Origin of the sequence: Streptomyces sp. NPDC019224, assembly GCF_040632605.1 — a bacterium.
Classification (GTDB): Bacteria; Actinomycetota; Actinomycetes; order Streptomycetales; family Streptomycetaceae; genus Streptomyces.
Genome location: NZ_JBEYCF010000014.1, coordinates 43,032 through 67,724 on the forward strand (window position 1 = coordinate 43,032; position 24,693 = coordinate 67,724).

Sequence of the window (24,693 nt, forward strand, 5' to 3'; positions counted from 1 at the left end):
CGGCGCGGCCCCGGCCTGCTGAACCCCGCTTCCCGGGGCACACGCGTCCCATGACCTCATCGCGGAGCGAAGCGAGCCGCCGCCCTTCCCGGCGGGAGAACCGGAATGCCGGACGCGCGGTCCGGACCGGATGCGCGCTGCTGCCGCTGCTGGCACTGGCCGCCTGCGGTCACGGCGGCGCGGACGGGACGGCGCACCACGCACAGGGAGCGGAATTCCGCACGGCCACCCTCGCGCAGGACGCCCGTCTCGTCATCACCACCCAGGGCGGCGTACGGGTCGTCGGGACGGACGCCGGCCATGTGGCGGTGGACGACTCGGTCCTCGCGCACGGAGACGGAGACGGGGACGGGCGTACGTACACCCTCGACCTGCCCTGCGACGAGGGCGACGACCGGGCCAGGGAGAACTGCGGGGGCATGCCGCTCGTACGCGTGCCCACGGGCGTCACGCTCACCGTACGGGCGCGCAACGCCGGGATCGACGTGAGCGCCGTACGGGGCGGGCTGAGCCTGAGCACCGTCAACGGCGACGTCACCGTGCAGGACTCCGGGGCGAAGAGTGCCCGCCAGCACCTGGTGACCCGCAACGGCTCCGTCCGCGCGACCGGCCTCAAGGGGCGTGGCGTCGACGCCGAGACGGTCAACGGCGACGTCGATCTGCGGTGCACCACCTCGCCCGGCACGCTCGACGGCGTGACCCGCAACGGCTCCGTCAGCGTGACCCTGCCGGCCGACGCCCCCGCGTACGCGGCCGACGCACGCACCGTCAACGGACGCTCGACGCTGACGATTCCGACCGCCGCGCCGTCGGACCGCACTCCCCGGCTGACCCTGCGCACCGTCAACGGCGACGCCGAGGCCCGGCGGGGATAGCAGCGCCCGGCGCGGCGTCAGGCCGTCGGCTCGTGGGCCGGCGGCCTGACGGTCTGACGGTCTGGGGAACTGACGGCCTGGCGGTCTGGCGGTCTGGCGGTCTGGCGGTCTGGCGGTCTGGCGGTCTGGCGGTCTGGCGGTCTGGCGGTCTGGCGGTCTGGCGGTCTGGCGAACTGACGGCCCGGCGGCCCGGCGGGAGACCGTGCCCGTCAGCGGGGCCAGGCGCAGTGCACGTGGCGGCTGTGGCCGGCGTTCCCCGGGCCGAGGACCTCCCGCGCGCCCAGCTTCTTGCACGCGGCCATGAACTGCTTGTGCGGCGCACCGCTGCCCACATGGCGGCCGTTGATGTAGTTGACGTCGAAGGCGATCCCCGCGTAGTGACGGGAGGTGCCGCTGTGGTCGCCGCCGACGATCTCGGAGACGGAGATCCGGTAGCCGTACTGGGTGCGCAGCTTCAGCAGACCGTTCAGCATGCGGGGGTCGAGCGGGACGCGGCGGTTGGGCTTGTCGCCCCAGGGGCTGGTGAGGGCCCCCTTCCCGTTCGAGGTGTCGACGATGTTCTGCCGGGCCGTCGAGCCCGCGTGCTTGCCGCCCGGGTGGACCGTGGCCAGCGCGATCTGCTTCTGGGCCAGGATCTGCCGGGCCAGCGCCGCCCTGTTGCCGCCCGACGACGGGCCGCCGTTCAGCAGGGCCGCCCAGGTACGGTCGCCGACCACACCGTCGGCGGTCAGGCCGGACGCCTTCTGGAAGGCCTTCACCTTCGCCGTCACGGCGGCGCTCATCACGCCGTCGACCGGCACTGCCTGGCCGCGCGCCTTCAGCAGGGTCTGCGCCGCCTTCACCGCCGGGCCCTTCGCACCCCCGCGCAGGGTCGTGACCAGCGCCTCCCACGTACGGGGGCCTACGACTCCGTCCGCCGCCAGGCGTTGCGCCTTCTGGAACGCCTTCACCCCCGCTGTCGTCGCCGGGCCGAAGGCGCCGTCGGCCTTCACCGACCGGCCCCGGGAGTTCAGCAGGTACTGGAGCGCGGTGACGGAGCTTCCCCTGCTGCCGGCCCTGAGGGTCGGCCAGTCGGCCGCAGCGGTGGTGGTGACCGTCCGGGCGGCCGGGGCGCCGCCCTCCGTCGCGAAGGACGACGTGGGTGCGGTCAGCGCGGCCACGGCGACGACGCCCGCCAGGAGACGGGCCGCCGCACGGGTCGTGCGGGGCGTGCGAGCCGGGGGAAGGGCACGGGCGGTGGGGGAAGCGGGGGACAGGGACATGGGTGACTCCTCGACTTGATGGGGGTGGTGATCGTGAGGGCGGTGAGGGTGTTCGCCTCGGACCGGCTGCGGCGTGCGCGCGTCACGGACGCGCGCTGCCGCCCTGCGCCAGGGCCCGCAGCTCCGCCGCGCTGCCCCGGAAGACATTGCGGTCGGCCGGGCCGTCGATGCCCGGTACGCGACCGCTGTCGGTGTACTGCCAGAACGTCCAGGCGCGGCCGGCGCCGGGCACCTGCTGCGGTTCCTTCGCGCCACTGCCGTACCGGGCGAGCCACAGCGGGTGGCCGGCGAACACCTCGCCCTTGCCGCCCATGCACTCCTTCACGAAGGACGCGCGGGTGTAGACGATCGGGGTGACCCCGAACTCCTCCTCCACCACGTTCAGGAACGCCCTCACCTGATCGGCGCGCAGCGACTTCGGGCAGACCTCGCCGCCGCCCTTGGCGGGGAGCTTCTCCACGTCGAGCACCGGCGGGAGTTCGCCCGTCCCGCCGCCCCGGTAACCGGCGGCCCGCACGGTCGTGACGAAGTGGCGGGCCTGGGCGGCGCCGTCGGTCGTGCTCCGGGGATCGAAGAAGTGGTACGGCGCGCGCAGCAGCGAGGTCCCCGAGGCTGCCGCGTAATCGCGTGCGAACCAACCGTCCTTGGCGGAGACGCCCTGGGTCGCCTTGAGGAAGGCGAAGCTGTGGCCGCCCGCCACCCGCTTCCAGTCGATCGCCGTGTCCTTGCTCCCGCTCCTCTCGTGATTGTGATGGCTGGTGTCCACGCCGGTGACCGCGTACGAGGAGAGTGGCGCGGCCTGGGCCGCGGGAGCGGTGCCGCCCAGCGCCAGCAGGGTTGCCCCCGCGACCGTTCCGGCCAGGGCGGCACGCACTCGTACGGGTGATGTCGGATGCATACGCCGAACTCCTTGTTCCTGAGGCGAAGAGCCCCCGTATCTCCCCGTCGTCCGCGAAACACGCAGGCAGGAGCACCGCCGCGAAGGAGGTGGGAAGGGGTGGGGGTCGCGGGGCTCTCGGGCCGGCCGCTCCTCAACTGTGCCGCACGGAACGCGGCTTTCATTACGATCTGCGTCCCGCACGTCGATGCGCCTATGCATGCTCCTGATGCAGGGCGTTGACCTGCGGCTATGCATACGGGAGTTGAGGAGAGGCGCATGACGGAGACCACGGGGGCCGACCGCGGGCACCATCCGGGACGAGCCCTCGCCGAACTCCTGAGGGACTGGTGGGAGGCGTCGGCGCGGGACGGCCGCGACAAGCCCACCCAGCAGTCACTCGCCAAACGGCTCGGGATCGACCAGACCACGCTGTCGCGCTACCTGAACCCCTCTCACTCCTCCAACGCGCCCCGCAGGATCGTCGAACGCCTGCACGACGTACTCCGCGCCCCAGCGGACGACCTCGCGCGGGCGTGCGCCCTGGCCGACGCGGCGGCCGAGGCCGCCCCCGGCCGCAGGCGTACGACGACCGCTCGCCCCTCCGCCCCCGAGCCGGCCGAGAAGCCCGCGCCCCGCCGCACCGGCCGCTTCCGCCTCTCCGCCACCCTCCCCGGGCTGGCCATCACCACGTTGTTCCTGCTGGTGGTCGGGGGCCTGGTGTGGTGGGCGGTCCCGGCCCCGGGAGAGACCGACGCCAAGGCGGCCGCGGGGACGACGAACCAGGCCTCCCCGGCGGCGGACTGGCCCCTCGTCCGCAAGGGCTCCGTCCTCTGGGGCGCCCGCACGGTGCAGTTGCTGCTGCGGGCCAGGGGTCACGAGGTGAAGGTCGACGCCGACTACGGCCCCGCCACGGCCGAAGCCGTCAAGCAGTTCCAGTCCGCCCACGGGCTGAACCCGGACGGCAAGGTGGGCAAGGACACCTGGCCCCTGCTGATCGTCCCGGTCGACGCCCGCACCACCCAGCCGGACGCCGTCACCGCCGTGCAGTACCTCCTCCACCACGCGGGCGTGCCGACCGACAACACGGGGACGTACACCCCCTCGACGATGCGGTCACTGAAGGAGTTCCAGTCCTCCCACGCCCTGCCCTCCACGGGCGTCGCCGACGAGGACACCTGGCAGGCGCTGCTCAGGGCCCAGGGCCCCGAGCAACACCGCTGACACCGCCGCCCTTTCGCGACGACCGGAAGCGCGCGCCTACGGCCGGCGCAGGGCCGCCTGGAACGCGGCCCACGCGGTGGGGGCGAGTACGAGTACGGGCCCGGCGGCCCGCTTGGAGTCGCGGACGGCGACGGCGCCGGGCACGTTCAGGGCGACCTCAACGCACTCCTGACCGGCGTTTCCTCCGCTGTAGCTGGACTTGACGAACTCGTACGCGGGCACGCGATCTACAGCTCCTTGCGGATTCCATCGATGAGCACGAGCGAATTGCGCTGTGCGAGCGCGACTCGCGTCATGCGATCGAAGAGCCGGTCGTGGCGCTCGGCATCAGTATCGCTCTCCAGCCAGAGAGTGGTCGAGGTGGTATCCATGTGAACCACGTCGAGCGCGCCGGGCTCGGCGAAGGACACAATGGTGAAGGCACTCGTCATTCCGGGATGTGCGCCCGCAAGATACGGCATGACCTGGAGTTTCACGTTCGGGCGCTGGGCCGTGTCCAGCAGGTGGCCGAGTTGATCCCGCATCACCTGGCGCCCGCCGACGAGTTGACGGAGCGCGCTCTCCTGCACGAGCACCCACAGCTCCAGGGGGCGGTCGCCGGTCAGGCGGGCCTGGCGTGCCATGCGGGCCTCGACGAAAGGTTCGATCTCGTCCAGGTCCTCCCACGACCCGTTGCCCACAGCCAGCGCACGGGCGTAGTCGGCCGTCTGCAAGAGGCCCGGCACGATGGCGAGTTGCCACGTCCGCAGGCCTGTGGCGATGTCTTCCAACGCCACGTACTCGACCATCGCCTCAAGCCCCGGGTACTGGTTCCACCAGCCACTGGCCTTGCGGCGTTCGCGATCGGTCTTGGCCAGCGCCAGCAGCCTGCCGATCGTGGTTTCGTCGGTCTCACCGTAGAGATGGCAAAGGGCCCTGACGTCCGGATCCCGCATGGGAACGAGCCCACGCTCGATCTTCGCGACCTTGGCGACCGATGCCGTGAGCGCCTCCGCCGCGTGCGCCTGGCGCAGCGACCGCATCTCCCGCATACGCAGCAGCTCTCCGCCCAGCCGGCGTCCGAGCACGGTGGAGACCGTACGCCCCCGATCCGGGTTGTTACCCGCCACAGACAACTCCCTCCCGCACGATCCGCCTCAGTCTGAAGCTCCGACGGCTCGAACACCAATTAGGGCAGAAAATTCTCTGCACGAATCACTTGCTGCCCAAGGAGCACCTCCACTACTTTCGGTTGCACGCCGATCACGTAGCGATCCCGGCGGAAGCGCACCGCGCGCTGCCCAGCGCAGGCGCGGCAATGCCACCGCCCCCACCCCAGAGAGGCCCACCCATGTCCGCAACCGCAGAGGCATCCCAAGGCAACCCCGCGCTCCACGAGGACCGCCTCGACTACACCCCCACCGCCCGCAGCGTCACCCTCGCCCGTCGGCGCGCCGCGCGACTCGTCACCGCGTGGGGGTACGCCGATCGCGCCGGAGAAGTCGCCCTCCTGGTGTCCGAGTTGGCCACCAACGCGCTGCTGCACGGCAGCCTCCGCGGGCGGCTCTTCCGGGTACACCTCAGCCTCACCGCCACCGCCCTGCGCATCGAGGTCACCGACCCCCGGGGCGAGCGGCTGCCCGGGATTCGGGCGGCCGAGAGCGACGAGTGCTACGGGCGCGGGCTCCTCGTCGTGGACGGGATCGCCGACCGATGGGGCGTCGAGCCCCACACCGTGGGGAAGACCGTGTTCGCCGAACTGGCGCTGAGTCCGCCCGGCACACCGAGGGGCCCGCACCGGCTCGGCGCGGACCCCTCACCTGCACGGAAGGCCGGGTGACGCGTACCGGCTCAGCCGCCCTGGCCGGCGCTGCCCATCGGGCCGACCGTCACCGGGGCGCCGGAACCGTCCGTGACGGGCAGCGAGGCCTTGCCCGGCCAGGCGAGGGTGACCGACCTCGTCTCGTTCGGCGGGGTCACCACCAGCCCGGTGATACGGACGCCCGAGCCCCCCGTCTCATTGAGCGGGTAGTTGACGGCGAAGGCGATCGTCTTCCCGTTCTCGAGGACGTACGGGTCCGCGGGCGAACCCTTGCGCTCGGCGGAGATCGGGCCCATGTCGGTCTTGAGGTCGACGCCCGCGAATCCGGCGATCACGCAGTCCTGGCCGCTGGTGTTCTTCAGCTCCACCGCGACGGTCCCGTCGGGATCGCCGTCGATGAAGTTGTCCTTCGCCGTGATCTCCAGCCCGTCGGTACGGCACTTGGCGGCCTCGGCGGGCTCGCCGGACCCGCCCCCGGAAGCGGTGTCCTTCCCACCGGAACTCGTCCCGGCGGACTCCGTCCCGCTGCCCGGCTCCGAGCCGCCCGAGCCCGAACCGCCGCCGGAGGGGGAGGCGGTCGCGACGAACGACGGGTCGGTCTGCGCCGCGGCGGCGTCGTCGTTCTGGCAGGCCGTGAGCGAGAGACCCGCGGCGACGACCAGGGCGGCGAAGGTGATCTTGTGTGCGCGCATTGTTCCGTCCTCAGTGTCCGTTGACAGTGCCGCCCGCTCGCTGGGAAGTCGTACGAGCGAACGCTTCTGACCAACAAGAACCGTCCGGGACGAGGTCCGTTGCGCCCCACATGTGTCCACTACATCCCTGTTACACAGCCGGAGAACAACCGCGACGCACAGGGTCCGGCGGCCACGGACATGCGAAGGGGCCCGCGCGACATCGCGCGGGCCCCTCGTACCCACCTACGCCCAGGTGATCAGCCGCTTCGGCTGCTCCAGGATCGCGGCGATGTCCGCCAGGAACCTGGAGCCCAGCTCACCGTCGATCAGACGGTGGTCGAACGACAGTGCCAGCGTGGTCACCTGACGCGGCTTCACCTTGCCCTTGTGCACCCAGGGCTGGAGCTTGATCGCGCCGACCGCGAGGATCGCGGACTCGCCCGGGTTGAGGATCGGCGTACCGGTGTCGACGCCGAAGACGCCCACGTTGGTGATGGTCACCGTGCCGCCCGCCATCGCGGCCGGGGACGTCTTGCCCTCGCGGGCCGTGGCGACCAGCTCGCCCAGGGACGCGGCCAGCTGCGGCAGCGTCTGCTCGTGGGCGTCCTTGATGTTCGGGACGATCAGGCCGCGCGGAGTGGCGGCGGCGATGCCCAGGTTCACGTAGTGCTTCTGGACGATCTCCTGGTTCGCCTCGTCCCAGACCGCGTTGACCCCGGGGTTCCGCTTGATCGCGACCAGGAGGGCCTTGGCGATGACGAGGAGCGGGTTGACCCGCACCCCCGCCATGTCCTTGTCCTCCTTCAGCTCCGCCACCAGCTTCATCGTGCGCGTGACGTCGACGGTCACGAACTCGGTGACGTGCGGAGCCGTGAACGCGCTGCCGACCATCGCCTGGGCGATCGCCTTCCGCACGCCCTTGACCGGGATACGGGTCTCGCGGGCGCCGGCCGGGACGGGCTCCGACACGGGCGCCGGGGACTCGACGGACGGCACCGGCGCGGAAGGCGCCACCGGAGCCACCGGCGTCGCCGCCGCGTGCACGTCCTCGCGGGTGATGACACCGTTCGCGCCGGTCGGGGTGACCGTCGCCAGGTCGATGCCCAGGTCCTTCGCGAGCTTGCGGACCGGCGGCTTGGCCAGCGGGCGGGCCTCCGGGACCGCGGCCGTGCCCCGGCCGTTCAGCTCGGCCTGGACCGCCGCGGGGGCGGCGGCCGGGGGAGCGGTCTCGGCGCCCTTGCGGGCCCGCCGCTTCGTGGAGGACTCGGCGACGCCGTAACCCACCAGGACGGGCTGACGGCCCTTCGGCGCCTCGGCCTCGGGGGCCGGAGCAGGGGCCTCGGGCTCCGCGGCGGCAAAGTCCGAGCCCGGCGCCACGTCCACCGCGATGATCACCTGGCCCACGTCGACCGTGGTGCCCTCGGGGAAGCGCAGTTCGTGGACGACCCCGTCGAACGGGATCGGCAGCTCGACGGCGGCCTTGGCGGTCTCGACCTCGCAGACGACCTGGCCGTCGGTGACGGTGTCGCCGGGCTGGACGTACCACTTGAGGATCTCGGCCTCGGTCAGTCCCTCGCCCACGTCGGGCATCTTGAACTCACGGAAGCGAGCAGCGTTGGAAGTGTCGGTCATCGTGGTCACGCTCCTCTCCTCAGTACGCCAGCGAGCGGTCGACGGCGTCGAGCACCCGGTCCAGACCCGGCAGGTACTCCTCCTCCAGGCGCGCCGGCGGGTACGGGGCGTGGTAGCCGCCGACCCGCAGCACGGGCGCCTCCAGGTGGTAGAAGCACCGCTCGGTGATGCGGGCGGCGATCTCGGCCCCGGAGCCGTAGAAGACGGGTGCCTCGTGGACGACGACCAGGCGGCGGGTCTTCTCGACGGACGCCTGGATGGTGTCGAAGTCGATCGGGGACATCGAGCGCAGGTCCACGACCTCGATCGACTTGCCCTCCTCCTGGGCGGCCGCGGCGGCCTCCAGGCAGACCTTCACCATCGGGCCGTACGCGGCGAGCGTGAGGTCCGTGCCGGTGCGGGCGACGGCGGCGGCGTGCAGCGCGCCGGGGATGGCCTCGGTGTCGACCTCGCCCTTGTCCCAGTAGCGGCGCTTCGGCTCGAAGAAGATGACCGGGTCGTCGCTCTGGACGGCCTGCTGCATCATCCAGTACGCGTCGGACGCGTTGGAGGGGGAGACCACCTTCAGGCCCGCGACGTGCGCGAACAGCGCCTCGGGCGACTCGCTGTGGTGCTCGACGGCGCCGATGCCGCCGCCGTACGGAATGCGCACGACGACGGGGAGCTTGATCTTCCCGAGCGCGCGGGCGTGCATCTTCGCGAGCTGCGTGACGATCTGGTCGTACGCGGGGAAGACGAAGCCGTCGAACTGGATCTCGACGACGGGCCGGTAGCCGCGCAGGGCGAGGCCGATCGCCGTACCCACGATGCCGGACTCGGCGAGCGGGGTGTCGATGACGCGGTCCTCGCCGAAGTCCTTCTGGAGGCCGTCGGTGATCCGGAAGACGCCGCCGAGCTTGCCGACGTCCTCACCCATGATGAGGACCTTCGGGTCGGTGTCGAGGGCCTTGCGCAGCGACTCGTTGAGCGCCTTCGCGAGGGACATCTTTTCCACGGCCATGGTTACTTGCCCTCCTCGGCGAACGATGCCTGGTAGGCGGCGAACTCGGCGCGCTCCTCGTCGACGAGCGGGTTGCCGTCGGCGTAGACGTGGTCGAACATCGCCATCCGGTCCGGGTCGGGCATCGCCCGTACGGCCTCGCGGACGCGCTTGCCGAGGGTCTCGCTCTCCTCGTCGAGGGCGGTGAAGAACGCCTCGTCGGCCGCGCCCTGCTTCTCCAGGTACGTGCGCAGGCGCAGGATCGGGTCCTTCGCCTCCCAGGACGCGCGCTCCTCGTCGGCCCGGTACTTCGTCGGGTCGTCGGAGGTGGTGTGGGCGCCCATGCGGTACGTGAACGCCTCGACCAGGGTCGGGCCCTCGCCGCGCCGGGCCCGCTCCAGGGCGGAGCGGGTGACGGCCAGGCAGGCCAGGACGTCGTTGCCGTCGACCCGGACGCCGGGGAAGCCGAAGCCCTGGGCGCGCTGGTAGAGCGGCACCCGGGTCTGCTTCTCGGTGGGCTCGGAGATCGCCCACTGGTTGTTCTGGCAGAAGAAGACGACCGGGGCGTTGTAGACGGCGGAGAAGGTGAACGCCTCCGCGACGTCGCCCTGGCTGGAGGCGCCGTCCCCGAAGTACGCGATCACGGCCGAGTCCGCGCCGTCCTTGGCCACGCCCATGGCGTAACCCGTGGCGTGCAGGGTCTGCGAGCCGATGACGATCGTGTACAGGTGGAAGTTGTTGCTGTTCGGGTCCCAGCCGCCGTGGTTCACGCCGCGGAACATCCCGAGCAGGTTGGTCGGGTCGACGCCCCGGCACCAGGCCACACCGTGCTCACGGTAGGTCGGGAAGACGTAGTCGTCGTCGCGCAGGGCCCGGCCGGAGCCGATCTGGGCGGCCTCCTGGCCCAGCAGGGAGGCCCACAGACCCAGCTCGCCCTGGCGCTGGAGGGCGGTGGCCTCGGCGTCGAAGCGGCGGGTGAGGACCATGTCCCGGTACAGGCCGCGCAGCTCTTCCGCGCTCAGGTCGATCGAGTAGTCCGGGTGCTCGACGCGCTCGCCCTCGGGCGTCAGCAGCTGTACGAGTTCGGGCGTCGAACCCTCCGGCGTCTTCGCGGGCGTTTTCGCGGCGCTGGTCCGCTTGCTGCTGCGTCGCGGTTTGCGCGCGGCAGTGCTCTCCACGGTCACGTGCGTGCTCCTCCGTCGGTCCGGCCCCCGGGGTCTGCCGGGAGACCAGTGCGGCTCGCCTGTGTCCGTACCCGTGCACGGGGTGGGTGCCGCTCGGTCCGGGAAACAGGCGTGACAGGTGCCCCGGCGAGCGCCCTGTCCAAGGCACGTTACCCAGTGGGTCCCGTAACTGCGAAACCCTTCCTGACCTGCGATTTTGCTTGGATATCCAAGTAAATCGAGGAATTCGGGAACTCTCGCTGGTCACAGCACTGATCACAGCCTCGCAGGCCGCCGGAACAACGGCACGTTATCCCGCCCGACAGCGGCAGGGAAGAGGTGAGTGTGTGAGACTGCGATTGTGCGCGAAGAAGGAAAAATCACCGTTTTTCTGCTCGACGACCATGAAGTCGTCCGGCGCGGGGTCCATGAGCTGCTGTCGATGGAGGACGACATCGAGGTGGTCGGCGAGGCCGGCACGGCGGCCGACGCGCTGGTGCGGATTCCGGCGGTCCGCCCCGACGTGGCCGTGCTCGACGTACGGCTGCCGGACGGCAGCGGGGTGGAGGTCTGCCGCGAGATCCGCTCCCAGGACGAGTCCATCCACTGCCTGATGCTGACCTCGTACGCCGACGACGAGGCGCTGTTCGACGCGATCATGGCGGGCGCCGCGGGTTACGTGCTCAAGGCGATCCGCGGCAACGAGCTGCTGGCGGCCGTACGGGACGTGGCGGCCGGCAAGTCGCTGCTCGACCCGGTGGCCACCGCGCGGGTGCTGGAGCGGCTGCGCGACGGGAAGAGGGGCCAGGGGGACGAGAGGCTGGCGAACCTGACGGACCAGGAGCGCAGGATCCTCGACCTGATCGGCGAGGGCCTCACCAACCGGGTGATCGGCGAGCGGCTGCACCTCGCCGAGAAGACGATCAAGAACTACGTGTCCAGCCTGCTGTCCAAGCTGGGCATGGAGCGCCGTTCGCAGGCCGCCGCGTATGTGGCACGGCTCCAGGCGGAGAAGCGCTGAGAGGGACTTTGGTCCCGGGCGAACCGGGGCCCCGGCCTCTTATCCGGCCCTCACGGCGTGGCCGACAGTGGGAGGTATGTCCTACGAGGAACTCCACGCGATCGACCTGCTCGGCCGGGTCCCCTACGGCCGTCTGGCGACCAGCATCCGGGCCCTCCCGACCCTGACGGTGGCCCGGCACATCGTCATCGACGGCCGCGTCGTGCTGCGCATGCACAGCGGCCTCGGCCATCACGGCGCCTGCGACGGCGCGGTCGTGGCCTACGGCGCGGACAACTTCAACGCGGCCCCCGCCGGGACCGAGGACCTGTGGTCCGTGCAGTTCACCGGCCCGGCCCGGATCGGCGAGCCGACCCCCGCGCAGCGCGAGCGCTTCGGCCCCTCCCCCGTCGAGGTCAACGGCGAACCGTTCACCCCCTCGTACCTCTGGCTCGAACCTCACTTCGTCACGGTGCACACTCTGGACTTCCACGCAAGCCGGCGGATCCGCAACGCAGCGTGATCTAACATCTGACGCGTGTCGCGCTCATCTGTAGCCTCCCCGCCGGTTCCCCCGGTCGGCGAGGTGCTTCGCCGTTACCCGGACGCCGGTGAGCCGCTCACCTGCACCCCGCTGTCCCAGGGCCTGCTCAACCACGGTTACCGGGTGTCAACCACGCGGGGCTCGTACTTCCTCAAGCACCACTCGGACGACGCCACCCGCGACCGCGCCACCATCGTCCGCCAGCACCGCGCGACGCGGCGCCTCCAGTCACTCGGAGTGCCCGTCGCCCCGCCCCTCGGGGACCACGACGGGGAGACCGTCACCGAGATCGCCGGCCGCCGCTACGCCCTCCACCCCTGGGTCGACGGCCTGCACCGGGGCGGCGCCCAGCTCACCCTCGCCCAGTCGATGCGTCTCGGGACGCTCCTCGGAGCCGTACACACGGGTCTTGAGCAGGTCATGGGGGCCGAGCGCGACCCGCAGGCGGGCGGCGGGCGCCCGCCCGGCTACGCGAGTCCGGAGGCGGCCGACACCTTCGCCCTGATCGGCGACCTGCTCGCCGCCGCGCGGGGGCGCGGCAGCCGGGACGCCTTCGACGAACTGGCCGAGCACCGGCTGCGGGAGCGGCGCGCCCTGCTGGAACGGTACGCCGACCGCCGGCCGCCCGACCCCGGGGCGCCCGCCACCGGCTGGGTGCACGGCGACTTCCACCCGCTGAACGTGCTCTACCGGGGCACCGAACCGGTCGCGATCCTGGACTGGGACCGGCTGGCCGTCCAGCCCCGGGCGGAGGAGGCGGTACGGGCGGCGGCGATCTTCTTCGTCCAGCCGGCCGGTGCGCTGGACCTGGCGAAGGTACGCGTCTACGCCCGGGCCTACCGGCGGGCGGCCGGGGCGGACGCCGCCGAACTGGCGGCCGCGGTGCACCGGGTCTGGTGGGAGCGGCTCAACGACTTCTGGATACTGCGCTGGCGCTACTGCCTGAACGACCGGAGGGCCGACCCGCAGTTCCCCGCGGTGTCGGCCCTGGCGGTCTGGTGGACCCGTGAGTACGAGGCGGTGCGCGCGGCGTTCACGGGGTGACGGCCGGCGCGGCGCCCCTACTCGCCGGTGGCCGAGCCGACGGTGCCCGTGGTGGTTCCGCCGGCGGCGCTCTCGGCGGTGCCTCCGGCGGCCCCGTCCGCGCCCTCGGCGGCACCCTCGCTGGTGCCCGTGGTGCCCTCGGCGGCACCGGTGTCCCCGCTGCCGGCGCCGGTGTCGCCCTCGGTGGCACCGGTGTCGCCGGTGTCCCCCGTAGTGCCCTCGTCGGAACCGGTGCTGCCGTTCCCGCCGCTCTCCGTGCCGCTGCTGCTGTTGCCGCCGGTGTCCGTGCCACCGGCGTCCGTACCGCCGGTGCCCGGCTGGGTGGTGGGGGCGGAGGGGGACTGGAACGTCCGGCTCGGCGTGGTCGACGGCTGCCAGGTGTTGTCGTCCCACCCGCCGCCGCTGTCGCCGCCCGGCTGCTGGGTGTCGTCCTCGGTCTCCTCCGGGGTCGGCGTCGGGGACTCCTTGGTGGGCGTCGGCGAACTGGAGGTCTTCGTCGGCTGCTTCTCGGGCGTCTCGCCGCCGCTGTCCCCCGCGTTGAGCGCGAGGGCCACGCCCGCCCCGATCGCGATCAGGGCGAGCACCACGAACAGCCACAGCTTGCCGCGCCCGCCGCCGCCCTGCCGGGTGCTGCCGCCGTCGTAGCCCCCGTCGTCCGGGTTCATCGGCGGCAGGATCGGGGCCTGCGAGGTGTCCCCGTGCTGCGGGTAGGCGCGGGTGGCACCGGTCATGCCCCGGGGCGGGGTGCCGGTGCCCTCGTCCAGGAAGACCGGGCCGGTGTTCCACGTACCGGTGTGGCCGCCCTGCACCTGGAGCATCTGCAGGCCGTACTGGACCAGGCCGCGCATCTCCTCGGCGCTCTGGAAGCGGTCGTCCGGGTCCTTCGCCAGCGAGCGCATGACGAGCCCGTCCAGCTCCGGCGGCACCGAGTCCAGGATGCGTGACGGCGGGACGGGGGTGTCCTGCACGTGCTGGTAGACCACGGAGAGCGGCGTCTCGCCCGTGAACGGGGGCCGAAGCGCCAGCAGTTCGTACAGCAGGCAGCCGGTGGCGTACAGGTCGGAGCGGTGGTCGACGGCCTTGCCCAGCGCCTGCTCGGGGGAGAGGTACTGCGGCGTGCCCATGACCATGCCGGTCTGCGTCATCGTGGACTGCGCGCCGTGCAGCGCGCGGGCGATGCCGAAGTCCATCACCTTGACCGCGCCGGAGTGGGTGATGATCACGTTGGCGGGCTTGATGTCCCGGTGCACGATGCCGTGCTGGTGCGAGTAGGCCAGCGCCTCCAGCACCCCGGAGACGATGATCAGCGCCTGCTCCGGCGGCGGGGCCTCGGCGTTGATCAGCAGGTCGCGGATCGTGCGGCCCTCGACCAGCTCCATCACGATGTACGGGACGGTCTGGCCGGCGACGGTGTCCTCGCCGGAGTCGTAGACCGCCACGACCGCGTGGTGGTTGAGGCCGGCGACCGACTGCGCCTCGCGCGTGAAGCGGGCCTTGGAGACCGGATCCTCGGCGAGGTCGGAGCGCAGCAGCTTCACCGCGACCGTGCGGCCCAGCCGGACGTCCTCCGCCGCGAACACCTCGGCCATGCCGCCCCGGCCGAGGCGGTGGGTCAGCCGGTACCGTCCGTCGCCGACGACCCCGCCGATGCCCCAGGATTCGGTGCCATCCGGAACGCCGCCGCCGTTTGCTTCGGGTTCGGGTGCCATCAGTCCTCGCCGTCGTATCTGTCCGCTCGGTCCGCGCGTCTGCGCGCCCGCGGGGTCTCACGGTGCCTTGCTGCGGTACCGGCTTCGCTGCCGGTCGCATTGCCCCGTCACGCTACAGCCTCTGTCGGACAGGCCGATCCGGCGCCGGACCGGCCATCCAATCGGCTGGCGCGTCGCCGCGCAAATTCCATGCTGATCCTGTAACGCTTCCGAGACGCTTCCAGCGCGTACGGTCACGGAACGGGCACCTGGCTTGACGTGTCGTACCCCTCGGGCAGACTTGGCCAGTAATACGGATCATCGCGTGAGCCGCGCGCCGAGTTTCGCGTGAGTCGCGCGCCGAGGGGGAAGCAAGTCATGAGCCAGGACGGCGGACACGGTACGCAGGGTCGCTACGCGGGCGGTTCGGTGGCCGGCGGCCGCTACCAGCTGCGTGATCTGCTCGGCGAAGGCGGGATGGCGTCCGTATACCTGGCGTACGACTCCGCGCTCGACCGGCAGGTCGCGATCAAGACCCTCCACACCGAGCTGGGCCGCGAGCAGTCCTTCCGTGAGCGCTTCCGCCGCGAGGCGCAGGCCGTCGCCAAGCTCCAGCACACCAACATCGTCTCGGTGTTCGACACGGGCGAGGACGAGCTCGGCGGCGCGCTGATGCCGTACATCGTCATGGAGTACGTCGAGGGGCAACCGCTCGGTTCGGTCCTGGCGGCGGACATCCGCGCCCACGGCGCGATGCCGGCCGGCAAGGCGCTCAAGGTCACCTCGGACGTACTGGCCGCGCTGGACACCAGTCACGAGATGGGCCTGGTGCACCGCGACATCAAGCCGGGCAACGTGATGGTGACCAAGCGCGGCGTCGTCAAGGTCATGGACTTCGGCATCGCCCGCGCCATGCAGTCGGGCGTCACGTCGATGACGCAGACCGGCATGGTCGTCGGCACCCCGCAGTACCTCTCCCCCGAGCAGGCCCTGGGCCGCGGGGTGGACGCGCGCTCCGACCTCTACTCGGTCGGCATCATGCTCTTCCAGCTGCTGACCGGCCGCCTCCCCTTCGACGCGGACTCCCCGCTCGCCATCGCGTACGCGCATGTGCAGGAGGAGCCCGTCGCCCCGTCCACGATCAACCGCTCGCTGACCCCGGCGATGGACGCCCTCGTCGCACGCGCGCTCAAGAAGAACCCGAACGAGCGTTTCCCGAGCGCGGCGGCCATGCAGGACGAGATCGCGCGCGTGCTGAGCGCGGGCGGGCAGACCGGCGCCCCGGTGATCGTCGGGAACGGCGGCGCTCCGGCGAACAGCGGGTCCGGAGTCGGCTCGGCGGTCTTCCCGCCGGTCGACCAGTCCGCGCCCGCCCCGCAGAGCGTCCAGACGCCGTACCAGCCGGGCCCGTACCAGCCGCAGCACGGCCCGTACGGCCCCGCCACCCCGGCCCCCGCCACGAACCCGTCGTACGGCTACCCGCAGACCGCGGCGTCGGCCTACGCGAGCCCGGCGCCCCTGCAGCACCAGACGCCGACGCCCTACACGATCTCCCCGCAGACGGCGCCCGCCCCCGCCTCGGGCGGCGGTTCCAAGCGGAACATGCCGGTGATCATCGGCTCGATCGTCGTCGCGCTGGTCGCGATCGGCGGCCTGATCACGGTCCTCACGCTCAACGGCGACGACAAGGGCGGCGCGGAGGCCAAGGCCAGCGAGTCCCCGGCCGGCGAACACCGCGATCCGGAGCGCAACCGGACGATGGACACCGAGGAGTGCACGGACGCGCCGGAGGACACCGACGATCCGAACAAGGTCGACGCCCCGAACTTCATGTACAAGGACATCCTCTCGGTGCGCGCGTGCGCGGACGCGGCGGGCTGGACGCTCAAGGTGAAGAAGGTCCCGGGCAACGCGTACGCGGAGGACCAGGTCATCAATCAGTTCCCGTCATCCGGAGCCGCGGTTTCGGAGACCGGCGCCCACTTCGAGCTGGAGATCGCGACGGGCGACCCCGCGTAGTCATTCCCTCGTGCGGGCGGGATCCATCCGTACGCCTCATCTGAGATGCCGGTCGTGCCGTCGCGTGTGACGGTGACCGCATGGCTTCAGGACAGCTCTCCGCGCGTTCCTCACGGGGCGTGGCCTGCCTGGCGCTGACGGCGGCCGCGACCCTGGGGGCGGCGGCGCCGGACGCCTCCGGGCCGCCCTCTTCCGTGAGCGGGTCCCCGTCGCCGGACACGTCCCCGTCACCGAGCGGGTCCCCGTCGCCGGGCGCGCCCCACCCCGCGGGCATGCGGTCGCCGCTCGCCGGGTGGCCGGCCGGAGCCGGGCGGGAGCGGCCCGGGCGGTCGCCCGCGGAGCTGGCCCGGCAGGACGCGCTGGAGGAGCGCGAGCAGCGGCCCCCGGCGTCGGAGCAGGCCGCCGTGCCGGCCTTCACACCCGACCCGGACGACTTCCCCGATCCGCTGCCCGCGGGGCGGCAGGCGCTGGACGGAGCGACCGTCGAGCGGGTGCAGCAGGTGTCGCTCGGCGCGGGAATCGCCCTGGTCGGGCTGGGTCTCGGCTTCCTCGCGCTGCGGATGCGCCGCGCCCGCTGACCGTGCGGCACCCTCCCGGTACCACCTCCTCGAAGACTTGCGGTGATCAACATACTCGGTATACATACTCAGTATGTCGATCCGTCACGGGCTTCTCGCCCTCCTGGAGCGCGGGCCGCGCTACGGCTCCCAGCTCCGCACCGAATTCGAGTCGCGCACCGGCTCCACCTGGCCGCTCAACGTCGGGCAGGTGTACACGACGCTGAGCAGGCTGGAGCGCGACGGCCTGGTCGTCCAGGACGGCGAGGACGACCAGGGCCACGCCCTGTACTCGATCAGCGACGCCGGGCGCGCGGAGCTGCGTGCCTGGTTCGAGACGCCGGTCGACCGCAGCAACCCGCCCCGTGACGAGCTGGCCATCAAGCTCGCCATGGCGGTCGGGGCGCCCGGGGTCGACATCAGGGCCGTCATCCAGGCCCAGCGCCACCACACGGTGAAGGCCATGCAGGACTACACCCGCCTCAAGGCGCGGTCCCTGGCCCGGACCCCCGCCGACCGCGACGAGGTGGCCTGGCTGCTCGTCGTGGAGCAGCTGATCTTCCAGGCCGAGGCCGAGGCCCGCTGGCTGGACCACTGCGAGGCCCGGCTGATCCGCCTCGCCGAGGCCGCCGCCACGGAACCGGCGCAGCCCCCGTCCCAGGGCGCCACCGCCCGCACCGCAGGCCGTGCCCGCCCCCGTCGCTGAGACCGGCGCCCCGTCGCCGAGGCCTACGCACCGTCGCCGAGGCCGATACACCGCCGCTGAGACCGACCTCCCGCCGCCGAGGCCTACACACCGTCGCCGAGGCCGCCCCGTGGCGCCCGGCCGCGACGCGCACCGCGCCCGTACGCCCGGCCGCTCCCGTACCTCCACCGTTCCGAGAGGGAACCATGTCCCTGCACGTCCCGTCCCCATCCGCACCGCCCCTGACGGTGGACGCACCGGTGCTCGAACTCCGCTCGCTCACCCGCACCCACGGCACCGGCATCGCCGAGGTCCAGGCGCTGCGCGGTATCAGCCTGTCGGTGCACGCCGGTGAGCTCGTCGCCGTGATGGGCCCGTCCGGCTCCGGCAAGTCCACCCTGCTCACCCTCGCCGGCGGTCTCGACACCGCGAGCGGTGGCCAGGTGATCATCGAGGGCCAGGACATCTCGGCGCTCGGTCGCAAGGGCCTCGCCGCCCTGCGCCGCCGCAGCGTCGGCTACGTCTTCCAGGACTACAACCTGATACCCGCCCTGACCGCCGCCGAGAACATCGCCCTGCCGCGCGAACTCGACGGCGTCTCGGTCCGCAAGGCCCGCAAGGAGGCCCGCGCCGCATTGGAGGAGATGAACCTCCTGGAGATCGCGGACCGCTTCCCGGACGAGATGTCCGGCGGCCAGCAGCAGCGCGTCGCCATCGCCCGCGCGCTGGTGGGGGACCGGCGCCTGGTCCTCGCCGACGAACCGACCGGGGCCCTCGACTCCGAGACCGGCGAGGCCGTCCTCGCGCTCCTGCGCAACCGCTGCGACCAGGGCGCGGCCGGCGTGATGGTCACGCACGAACCGCGTTACGCGGCCTGGGCGGACCGGGTCGTCTTCCTCCGGGACGGTTCGATCGTCGACCAGACGCTGACGGCCGGTGCCGATTCGCTGCTGGCCGCCGGGGGAGCCGAGTGAGCCTCTTCACCGGGTGGCGTGCCGCCCTGCGCATAGCCCGCCGCGACGCCCTGCGGGCCAAGGGCCGCAGCGCCCTGGTGGTCGCGATGATCGCCCTGCCGGTGCTCGGGGTGACGGCCGCCGACATCACGTACCGCAGCGCGGATCTGAGCCCGGCGGAGCAGCTGACGGCCAGGATCGGATCGGCCGACGCGCTGTACGGAGACGCGGGCATGGGGCCGATCCAGCAGATGCCCGACGGCGACATGTACAACCCCGCGAACGGCGAGGTGCCCGACGAGGAGCCGCCACCGATCGACATGCGGGCCGTGCTGCCCGAGGGTGCGCGGGCGATCAGCGAGCAGTCCGTGTCCGCGACCGTGACAACCGGGTACGGGATCGCGAGCACCGAGATCATCGAGCTCAGGACCTCGGACCGGATGGCCCGGGGAAGGATCGACCTCGTCGAGGGCTCGTTCCCGCGAGGCACGGGCGAGATGGTGGCCACCGAGCCGTTCCTGAAGTCGGCGGGCCTGCGCGTCGGCTCCGGCGTCACGGTGACGACCTCCGGCAAGAAGTACACGATCACCGGCGCGGTCGAACTGCCCGCCGATCTGGAGGCGAAGCAGCTGTACGCCGACCCGGGCGCGGTGATCGCCCCCTGGAAGGCGATGGCCGACCGCGACAAGAAGGTGCCGGCGCCCCAGCCGGGCCAGTCGCAGTGGCTGGTCGAAGGCGCCGGGCAGGCCGGGATCGGGTGGAAGGACGTGCTGGCGGCCAACAAGGCCGGCGCGCTCGTCGCCTCCCGGCAGGTCCTCGAGAACCCGCCGCCGGACTCCGAGGTCCCGCTGCTCCGGACGAACCCGCAGTACCGCTCCGGCGACCCCCACTCCGGCGAGACCAGTGCCGCCCTCATCACCGTCGTCGCGATGGCGGTCCTGGAGATCGTGCTGCTGGCCGGACCGGCGTTCGCCGTCGGCGCCCGCCGCTCCCGGCGTCAGCTGGGCCTGCTCGGCACCTGCGGCGGCGACCGCGGCCAGGTCCGTGCCGTCGTCCTCGGCGGTGGTCTCGTCCTCGGCGGCGTCGGGGCGGTCACCGGGGTCGCGGTCGGAATGCTGCTGACGGTGGTGTTCCGGCCGATGATCGAGGACTGGGCCGGTCACCGCTTCGGCTCCCTGGTGCTGCACCCCGTCGAGTTCCTGGTCATCGCCGCGCTCGGTCTGGTCACCGGCCTGCTGGCGGCGCTCGCCCCGGCGATCGTGGCCGGCCGGCAGTCCGTGCTGGAGTCGCTCACCGGCCGGCGCGGGGTGCGCCGCAGCTCGCGGGTGCTGCCCGTCACGGGCGCCTGCGTGCTCACCCTCGGCGTCGTCGTCGCCGTCTACGGGGGCACCAGCGGCAATTCCACCCTGGTCGCCGGCGGATCGGTCGTCGCCGAAGTGGGCCTGCTGGCCTGTATCCCGGTGATCGTCGGCCTGCTGGGCCGGCTCGGCCGCAGGCTCCCGCTCTCGCCCCGGATGGCGCTGCGGGACGCGGCACGGAACCGTGGCCGTACCGCTCCGGCGGTGGCCGCCGTCATGGCGGCGGTCGCGGGCTCGGTGGCCATCGCCACGTACATGTCCAGCAGCCTGGCCGAGTCCGACTACGCCTACACGCCCATGCTGACCGAGGGCACGATCGCGCTGACGGCCGGCGACTCCGAGGCCGCCGAGCGGCTTCCGGCGGCCCGGGCCGCCGTCGAGCACAACATGGCGGTCACCGGCGGCCGGGCCGACATCTCCCGGGCCTGGGCCGGCAGCGACTGCAACGTCTACTACGAGGAGGAGAACAGCTGCGGCACCATGGAGCTGGTCAAGCCGGCCGGCAAGGGCCACACCTGCCCGCTCGACACCAAGGGCGCCCAGGAGCTGGCCGCGCGGCTGTCCGCCGAGGAGCACCGCACGATGATGCGGACCCCCGCCTGTGTGGACGTGCGCACCTCCACCGGGACCTTCAGCTCGGACTCCAACAACATCGTCGTCGGCGACGCGGCCCTGCTCGACACGTACGTGAAGCTGGACGACCCGGCGGCGGCCGCGGCCCTGAAGGCCGGCACCCCCGTCCTGCTCAACGAGGCGTACGCGCGAAACGGTGAGGTCACCCTCAAGGCCGTCCACATGTACAGCCCCAAGGACACGAAGAACCGCAAGCTGCACCCCGGCCCGGCCCGGAAGACCACGGACCGGCTGAAGGTGTACGTCGCGAAGCCCGAGTACGCCACCACGCCCGGAATCCGCATGATCCTCCCGCAGGGCACCGCCGAACGCCTCGGCCTGCACACGCAGCCGCTCGGCAGTGTGTACACCGTCGCCCACCAGCCCACGGACGCGGAGAACCAACGGGCCTCGGCCGCCATCGACCAGGCCGGCGGCGGTCTCTGGGTGCAGACCAACTCCGGCCCCAATGACCGGGGCAGCACCATCCTGCTGATCCTCACCCTGTTCGCCGGGGTGGTGACCGTGGGCGCCGCCGCGATCACGACGGGCCTGGCCAAGGCCGACGCGGAAGCCGACCTCACCACCCTCAGCGCGGTGGGCGCGCCCCCGCGCGTGCGGCGGTCGCTCTCCGGCTTCCAGTGCCTGGTGGTGGCGCTGACCGGGGTGCTGCTGGGGACGGCGGCGGGTCTGGTGCCCGCGGTGGCGCTGCGCCTGGTCGACCTGCGCCGCGCGATGGAGCAGATGCGGATCCAGCCCATGGAGTCCGCCTACACGCCGATCGTGCTGCCCTGGGCGGCCATCGGGCTGCTGGCCGTGGCGGTTCCGCTGCTGGCGGGTGTCCTCGCGGCGGTGTTCACCCGCTCGCGGCTGACCCTGGCGCGGCGGGCCGGCTGAGCGGCTGAGCTGTTCGGTGCCCCCGGGACGGTGGATCAACCGTTCCCGGGGGCACCACAGTGATGAACGCCGTGTGTGCGAGACAATGGCGGCATGGAGATGCCGAGGAATGAACGGTCGCAGGAGCACCCCCAGGTCCTCGTAGTGGGACAGGACGGAATGGCGATCGGCGGCGGTGACACTGACGACGAGTCGCGGGAGGTCCCGGTGACGGAGATGGTCGAGCAGCCGGCGAAGGTCATGCGCATCGGCAGCATGATCAAGCAGCTCCTGGAGGAGGTCAGGGCCGCTCCTCTCGACGAGGCGAGCCGGGTGCGTCTCAAGGAGATCCACGCCGGTTCGGTCAAGGAGCTGGAGGACGGCCTCGCACCGGAGCTGGTGGAGGAGCTGGAGCGGCTGTCCCTGCCGTTCACCGAGGACTCGGTCCCCTCCGAGGCGGAGCTGCGGATCGCGCAGGCGCAGCTCGTGGGCTGGCTGGAGGGCCTCTTCCACGGCATCCAGACCGCTCTGTTCGCCCAGCAGATGGCGGCCCGCGCCCAGCTGGAGCAGATGCGCCGCGCGCTGCCGCCCGGCAGCGGCCAGGAGGAGGACGGCGGGATCGACCCGCACGGCCCGATCCGCTCGGGGCCGTACCTGTAACCGTTGCACTGCCCGATCGACCACGCCCGAGGGGCCCGGCACACCGTCGCGGTGTGCCGGGCCCCTGCGGCTTCCCGGATCAGGCGGAGGCGGGCGGCTGGAGCAGCACCTTGCCGATGTGAGTGCTGGACTCCATGACGCGGTGGCCCTCCGCCGCGTCCTGCATGGGGACCGTGCGGTCGACGATCGGCTTCACGACACCCTCCGCGATGAGCGGCCAGACGTGCTCGCGGACGGCCGCGACGATCGCCGCCTTCTCGGCGAGCGGGCGGCCGCGCAGCGAGGTCGCCGTGACGGCCGCCCGCTTGTTCAGCAGCGCGCCGAGGTTCAGTTCGCCCTTGGCGCCGCCCTGGAGCCCGATGATCGCGAGCCGGCCGTTGACGGCGAGCGCCTGCACGTTCCGGTCGAGGTACTTCGCGCCCATGATGTCGAGGATGACGTCCGCGCCCGCCCCGGCCGTGGTCTCGCGGATCTCCTCCACGAAGTCCTGCTCGTGGTAGTCGATCAGGATGTCCGCGCCCAGCTCGGCGCAGCGGGCCAGCTTGTCGGGGCTGCCGGCCGTCACGGCGACCCGCGCCCCGACCGCCTTGGCGAGCTGGATCGCCATCGTGCCGATGCCGCTGGAGCCGCCGTGCACCAACAGGGTCTCGGCGGGCCGCAGATGGGCCACCATGAACACGTTGGACCAGACCGTGGCCGTCACCTCGGGCAGCGCCGCGGCCTGCGTCAGGTCCAGCCCCTCGGGTACGGGGAGCAGTTGGCCCACCGGGACGGCGACCTTCTCCGCGTAACCGCCGCCGGCGAGGAGGGCGCACACCTCGTCGCCCACGGCCCAGCCGGTGACGCCGGGTCCGAGCGCCGAGATCCGGCCCGAGCACTCCAGGCCCGGGTAGGGGGAGGCGCCGGGCGGCGGGTTGTAGAAGCCCTGCCGCTGAAGCACATCGGCCCGGTTGACCGCGCTGGACACGACGTCGACGAGGACCTCGCCCTCGCCGGGTACGGGATCGGGCACCTCGGCCCACACGAGCGCCTCGGGGCCACCGGGTTCGGGGATCGTGATCGCATGCATGGCCGCGAGGCTACTCCGTGGGGCGGAGCCGACGACGGTGGCCGGGCGGAGTGGCGCGACGGGCTTACGAGCGGGGAACGCCCTGGTGCGGGGGGTGGGCGGGCGGTTCGTTCGAGGCACGGACGATGGTGATCAGGCGGTCCGTCAGCTGCAAGGGGCTCGCCGCCGGATCGTCGTAACCGAGGAGCCGGTGCCCACGCAGGACGTTGACCACGAGATCATCGGTCTCCCGTACGTTCTTGCCGACCTCGCTCTTTATCACCGGCCGTTCGACGAGGTCGAGGCCGCTGCCCTGCTGGATGAGGTCCTCCATGACCGTGCCCGCGCTGGGGCTGAGCACCGAGAGGCCGAGCAGCCGGCCCGCCGCACTGGCACTGGTGATCACGGCGTCCGCACCGGACTGCCGCAGCAGCGGGGCGTTCTCCTCCTCGCGCACCGCGGCCACGATCTTGGCGCCCCGGTTGAGCTGGCGGGCGGTCAGCGTGACCAGCACCGCGGTGTCGTCGCGCTGGGTGGCGATGATGACCTGGCGGGCCTTCTGCAGTTCGGCCCGCAGCAGCACATCGCTGCGCGTGGCGTCCCCGACGACCCCGGTGAACCCCTCGGCGTTGGCGATCTCGATCACCTTGGACGCCGGGTCGACGATGACGATCTGGTCCTTGCTCAGCCCGGTGGCGCGCAGGGTCTGGATGGCCGAGCGGCCCTTCGTGCCGAAGCCGACGACGACGGTGTGGTCACGCAAGTTGGTTCTCCAACGCTTCAGCCGGAAGTCCTCCCGGGTCCGCTCCGTGAGGACCTCAAGGGTGGTGCCGACCAGGATGATGAGAAAGAGCACGCGCAGCGGTGTCACGAGCACCACATTGATGAGACGGGCACTGTCGCTGTACGGGGTGATGTCGCCGTAGCCGGTGGTGGAGAGGGTGACCGTCGCGTAGTACACGGAGTCCAGCAGGTCGACCTTGCCGTCGGCCGCGTCGTGGTAGCCGGCCCGGTCGATCCAGACGATGAACACGGTGACGGCCAGCACCATCAGAGCCATCATCAGCCGCTTGGCCACCTGGCGCGCCGGTCCGTCCACGACCCGGCGCGGAAGCATCACCCGGGTGGGAACGACCTGTTCGTCGGCCCGCCTGGCCATCGC

At 72.1% G+C, this 24,693-nt stretch carries 23 protein-coding genes; 12 read left to right on the forward strand and 11 right to left on the reverse strand.

The genetic code is table 11. The features are described 5' to 3' along the window. Positions 1-50 precede the first annotated feature (50 nt). On the forward strand, positions 51-875 hold the full coding sequence (locus tag ABZ564_RS11900) for a DUF4097 family beta strand repeat-containing protein (RefSeq protein ID WP_360853606.1): 825 nt from the start codon (positions 51-53) through the stop codon (positions 873-875). Between the two features lie 209 nt (positions 876-1,084). On the opposite strand, the gene ABZ564_RS11905 is transcribed toward ABZ564_RS11900, so the two are convergent. Together ABZ564_RS11905 and ABZ564_RS11910 are read right to left on the reverse strand one after the other, a co-directional pair. Next, positions 1,085-2,137 (reverse strand): peptidoglycan-binding protein, encoded by a 1,053-nt coding sequence (locus ABZ564_RS11905; protein WP_360853609.1) that lies wholly within the window; start codon positions 2,135-2,137, stop codon positions 1,085-1,087. Between the two features lie 82 nt (positions 2,138-2,219). Then, positions 2,220-3,035 carry a glycoside hydrolase family 25 protein gene (locus ABZ564_RS11910; RefSeq protein ID WP_360853612.1) on the reverse strand — a complete coding sequence of 272 codons (816 nt, stop codon included), beginning with the start codon at positions 3,033-3,035 and terminating at the stop codon, positions 2,220-2,222. Positions 3,036-3,293: 258 nt separating this feature from the next. Between ABZ564_RS11910 and ABZ564_RS11915 the strand changes: the two genes are divergently transcribed. Further along, a complete protein-coding gene (locus ABZ564_RS11915; protein WP_360853615.1) occupies positions 3,294-4,238 on the forward strand; it encodes a peptidoglycan-binding protein in 945 nt (314 codons plus the stop codon). A gap of 36 nt (positions 4,239-4,274) precedes the next feature. Here the strand turns inward: ABZ564_RS11915 and ABZ564_RS11920 are convergent, their stop codons facing one another. Both ABZ564_RS11920 and ABZ564_RS11925 read right to left on the reverse strand, forming a co-directional pair. Then, the gene (locus ABZ564_RS11920) at positions 4,275-4,460 is read right to left on the reverse strand and encodes a DUF397 domain-containing protein (RefSeq protein ID WP_360853618.1); all 186 of its coding nucleotides are present in this window, start codon (positions 4,458-4,460) and stop codon (positions 4,275-4,277) included. 5 nt (positions 4,461-4,465) lie between these two features. After that, complete coding sequence (locus ABZ564_RS11925; protein WP_360853621.1) at positions 4,466-5,347, reverse strand: helix-turn-helix transcriptional regulator; 882 nt, start codon at positions 5,345-5,347, stop codon at positions 4,466-4,468. Between the two features lie 221 nt (positions 5,348-5,568). On the opposite strand from ABZ564_RS11925, the gene ABZ564_RS11930 reads away from it, so the two are divergent. After that, complete coding sequence (locus tag ABZ564_RS11930; RefSeq protein WP_360853624.1) at positions 5,569-6,057, forward strand: ATP-binding protein; 489 nt, start codon at positions 5,569-5,571, stop codon at positions 6,055-6,057. Positions 6,058-6,068: 11 nt separating this feature from the next. Here the strand turns inward: ABZ564_RS11930 and ABZ564_RS11935 are convergent, their stop codons facing one another. The 4 genes from ABZ564_RS11935 to pdhA all read right to left on the reverse strand — a co-directional run bounded on the left by ABZ564_RS11935 (position 6,069) and on the right by pdhA (position 10,508). Continuing rightward, on the reverse strand, positions 6,069-6,731 hold the full coding sequence (locus ABZ564_RS11935; protein WP_360853627.1) for a DUF4232 domain-containing protein: 663 nt from the start codon (positions 6,729-6,731) through the stop codon (positions 6,069-6,071). A 225-nt stretch (positions 6,732-6,956) separates the two neighbouring features. Further along, complete coding sequence (locus ABZ564_RS11940) at positions 6,957-8,354, reverse strand: dihydrolipoamide acetyltransferase family protein (protein WP_360853630.1); 1,398 nt, start codon at positions 8,352-8,354, stop codon at positions 6,957-6,959. Between the two features lie 10 nt (positions 8,355-8,364). Then, positions 8,365-9,345: an alpha-ketoacid dehydrogenase subunit beta gene (locus ABZ564_RS11945; protein WP_360853633.1), complete on the reverse strand. Its 981-nt coding sequence runs from the start codon at positions 9,343-9,345 to the stop codon at positions 8,365-8,367. 2 nt (positions 9,346-9,347) lie between these two features. Beyond that, the gene (gene pdhA / locus ABZ564_RS11950) at positions 9,348-10,508 is read right to left on the reverse strand and encodes a pyruvate dehydrogenase (acetyl-transferring) E1 component subunit alpha (protein WP_360853635.1); all 1,161 of its coding nucleotides are present in this window, start codon (positions 10,506-10,508) and stop codon (positions 9,348-9,350) included. A gap of 340 nt (positions 10,509-10,848) precedes the next feature. Here pdhA and ABZ564_RS11955 point away from each other — a divergent pair, with 340 nt between their 5' ends. The 3 genes from ABZ564_RS11955 (at position 10,849) to ABZ564_RS11965 (ending at position 13,075) form a co-directional block, all read left to right on the forward strand. Continuing rightward, positions 10,849-11,508: a response regulator transcription factor gene (locus ABZ564_RS11955; RefSeq protein WP_360853638.1), complete on the forward strand. Its 660-nt coding sequence runs from the start codon at positions 10,849-10,851 to the stop codon at positions 11,506-11,508. Between the two features lie 76 nt (positions 11,509-11,584). Continuing rightward, positions 11,585-12,010 carry a pyridoxamine 5'-phosphate oxidase family protein gene (locus ABZ564_RS11960; protein WP_360853641.1) on the forward strand — a complete coding sequence of 142 codons (426 nt, stop codon included), beginning with the start codon at positions 11,585-11,587 and terminating at the stop codon, positions 12,008-12,010. Between the two features lie 63 nt (positions 12,011-12,073). Further along, the gene (locus ABZ564_RS11965) at positions 12,074-13,075 is read left to right on the forward strand and encodes a phosphotransferase (protein WP_360853844.1); all 1,002 of its coding nucleotides are present in this window, start codon (positions 12,074-12,076) and stop codon (positions 13,073-13,075) included. 17 nt (positions 13,076-13,092) lie between these two features. On the opposite strand, the gene ABZ564_RS11970 is transcribed toward ABZ564_RS11965, so the two are convergent. Next, positions 13,093-14,784 (reverse strand): protein kinase, encoded by a 1,692-nt coding sequence (locus ABZ564_RS11970; RefSeq protein ID WP_360853644.1) that lies wholly within the window; start codon positions 14,782-14,784, stop codon positions 13,093-13,095. Between the two features lie 357 nt (positions 14,785-15,141). Between ABZ564_RS11970 and ABZ564_RS11975 the strand changes: the two genes are divergently transcribed. From ABZ564_RS11975 to ABZ564_RS12000, 6 genes are all read left to right on the forward strand, one after another. Continuing rightward, positions 15,142-16,782 (forward strand): protein kinase, encoded by a 1,641-nt coding sequence (locus ABZ564_RS11975; protein ID WP_360853647.1) that lies wholly within the window; start codon positions 15,142-15,144, stop codon positions 16,780-16,782. Positions 16,783-16,862: 80 nt separating this feature from the next. Further along, positions 16,863-17,360 (forward strand): hypothetical protein, encoded by a 498-nt coding sequence (locus tag ABZ564_RS11980; protein WP_360853650.1) that lies wholly within the window; start codon positions 16,863-16,865, stop codon positions 17,358-17,360. Between the two features lie 73 nt (positions 17,361-17,433). Further along, on the forward strand, positions 17,434-18,045 hold the full coding sequence (locus ABZ564_RS11985; protein ID WP_360853653.1) for a PadR family transcriptional regulator: 612 nt from the start codon (positions 17,434-17,436) through the stop codon (positions 18,043-18,045). A gap of 185 nt (positions 18,046-18,230) precedes the next feature. Continuing rightward, positions 18,231-18,998: an ABC transporter ATP-binding protein gene (locus ABZ564_RS11990; protein WP_360853655.1), complete on the forward strand. Its 768-nt coding sequence runs from the start codon at positions 18,231-18,233 to the stop codon at positions 18,996-18,998. Next, entirely contained in the window at positions 18,995-21,844 is a 2,850-nt protein-coding gene (locus ABZ564_RS11995; RefSeq protein ID WP_360853657.1) for an FtsX-like permease family protein, read from the forward strand. Before ABZ564_RS11990 ends, ABZ564_RS11995 begins: the two co-directional genes overlap by 4 nt. A gap of 93 nt (positions 21,845-21,937) precedes the next feature. Then, entirely contained in the window at positions 21,938-22,483 is a 546-nt protein-coding gene (locus tag ABZ564_RS12000) for a bacterial proteasome activator family protein (protein ID WP_360853660.1), read from the forward strand. A 79-nt stretch (positions 22,484-22,562) separates the two neighbouring features. Here ABZ564_RS12000 and ABZ564_RS12005 read toward each other — a convergent pair whose 3' ends face one another. Further along, a complete protein-coding gene (locus ABZ564_RS12005; protein ID WP_360853663.1) occupies positions 22,563-23,552 on the reverse strand; it encodes an NAD(P)H-quinone oxidoreductase in 990 nt (329 codons plus the stop codon). A gap of 64 nt (positions 23,553-23,616) precedes the next feature. Then, a complete protein-coding gene (locus ABZ564_RS12010) occupies positions 23,617-24,690 on the reverse strand; it encodes a potassium channel family protein (RefSeq protein ID WP_360853847.1) in 1,074 nt (357 codons plus the stop codon). Positions 24,691-24,693: the final 3 nt, after the last annotated feature.